Source organism: Halorubrum sp. AD140 (genome assembly GCF_034497445.1).
Taxonomy (GTDB): domain Archaea; phylum Halobacteriota; class Halobacteria; order Halobacteriales; family Haloferacaceae; genus Halorubrum.
Genome location: NZ_JAXRUU010000146.1, coordinates 1 through 1,814 on the forward strand (window position 1 = coordinate 1; position 1,814 = coordinate 1,814).

The window sequence follows — 1,814 nt, forward strand, 5'->3', positions numbered from 1 at the left end:
GCTGGCGTCCGATCGTTGAGTGATTGATGCGGTCGTTGATAGTTATAGTAGTGTACGAACTGTTCAAGCCAGGATAACTTATTTTTACTTGACAATGGTATCTGGTATCAAGAGACACTAATGTCGGCGCAAAAACATCCGCTTGGAACGGTCGCTGAACTCGACGAACAGGATATTGAGACGTTTGCTTGGCGCCTCAACGGAGAGCTCGTTCTCCCCGACAGTGACGAGTATGAGGGGGCACGAACGGTCTGGAACGGACTCGTCAATAAATACCCCGCAATCGTCGCTCGCGTCGAAAATGCGGCCGACGTCGCTGTCGCCGTCCGATTTGCGCAGGACATCGGCCTCGAACTTGCGATCAGAGGGGGTGCGCATCATCAGACGGGGAGCGCCGTCGCCAACCAGGGTCTCGTCGTCGATCTCTCGAAGATGGACGACGTACAGGTCGATGCCGGGGCGAAAGTCGCCCGCGTCGAACCCGGCACTCACGCTGAGGACGTACTCATCGAGACACAGGAGCACGGTCTCGCTATACCGACCGGCAGCGCGGGCGATGTCGGCATTTCCGGCTCCACGCTAGGCGGTGGCATCGGGTGGATCCGACGCAAGCACGGGCTTGGGATCGATGCACTCCGCAGCGTCGAGATCGTCACGGCTGACGGCGCGGTGCGGACGGCCTCACCTAAACAGAACGAAGATCTCTTCTGGGCCGTCCGGGGCGGTGGGGGCAACTTCGGCGTCGTCACCAACTTCGAGTTTGAGCTGTACGAGGTGGGCCCGATGGTACAGACACTCGGTGTCTTCTACCCGTACGAGGTGGTCGATGACGTGATGGACACGTTCCAGCAGGTCATGAGCGGAGCACCCGAGGAGCTGACTACCATCCTCCTCTCAGGCCATGTTCCGAACCTCCCGCCGATGCCTGACGAGCTCGCGGGAACTGACGCCGTCGCGATCCTCGGCTGCTACGCGGGCGATATCGAGGAGGGCAAGGAGGTTACGGCGCCGCTTCGGGAGATCGGTGAGCCACTGATCGACATGAGCGACGTGATGCCGTATAAGGCACTTCACGACCTTGGTACCCAGATGTACCCGTGGGGCCGTAAGTACACCCACCGTTCGGTGTACGTGGACGAGTTCACGGAGGGCATCCGCAACTTCATCGTCGAACAGACCGAGGCGGCCCCGACCCCGATGGCCGCCATCGCCGTCTGGCCACTTGGCGGCAACATCGGCCATGGCCCCGACGCCGCCTACGCTTGGGACCACAAGCAGTATATGATCACCATCGAGGGCAACTGGGAAGACTTCCAGAACCAGCCGACCCTCGATTGGGCTGCTGAGACTGAACGCACACTCCGTCGCAACGGTGCTGAGGGCACCTACTCTGGCTTCACCGGCGTTGAGCAACGCAGTTGGGAAAGCTGGACCGAACAGGTCTACGCTGACAACTATGACCGCCTCGCCAAGGTCAAATCCGAGTACGACCCCGAGAACGTCTTCCAGCAGAACATCAACGTTGATCCAGAAGACAGTAACGTGTAGCGTTAGCAGGCAACAACTCTCGAATGTAGGCCTCAGTACCCTGTCCCAGATCGCCATTCTTTGACATTCTCCCTACAGTAGACGGTATCAGACTACTGCGCCGATGGCCTCAGTCGCCGCCAGAATCCCCTTGTACAGGACGTACAGGAGCACCAAAGTGATTGGGAGGCGGAGTAACCAGATCCAGAGCGTGCTGAGTGCGTCGCCGCTGGCCATCCCCTTCGTGAACTCGTCGACGGCGAAGTCCGCGAAGACCCAGCCGACGA

At 59.6% G+C, this 1,814-nt stretch carries 1 protein-coding gene and 1 pseudogene; one reads left to right on the top strand and one right to left on the bottom strand.

Going from position 1 to position 1,814, the window contains the following annotated elements:
* Positions 1–71: pseudogene (locus U4E84_RS16795) on the bottom strand (integrase core domain-containing protein); the annotation flags it as partial.
* A gap of 49 nt (positions 72–120) precedes the next feature.
* On the opposite strand from U4E84_RS16795, the gene U4E84_RS16800 reads away from it, so the two are divergent.
* Positions 121–1,548 (top strand): FAD-binding oxidoreductase, encoded by a 1,428-nt coding sequence (locus tag U4E84_RS16800; RefSeq protein ID WP_322533249.1) that lies wholly within the window; start codon positions 121–123, stop codon positions 1,546–1,548.
* The last annotated feature ends 266 nt before the right edge of the window (positions 1,549–1,814 follow it).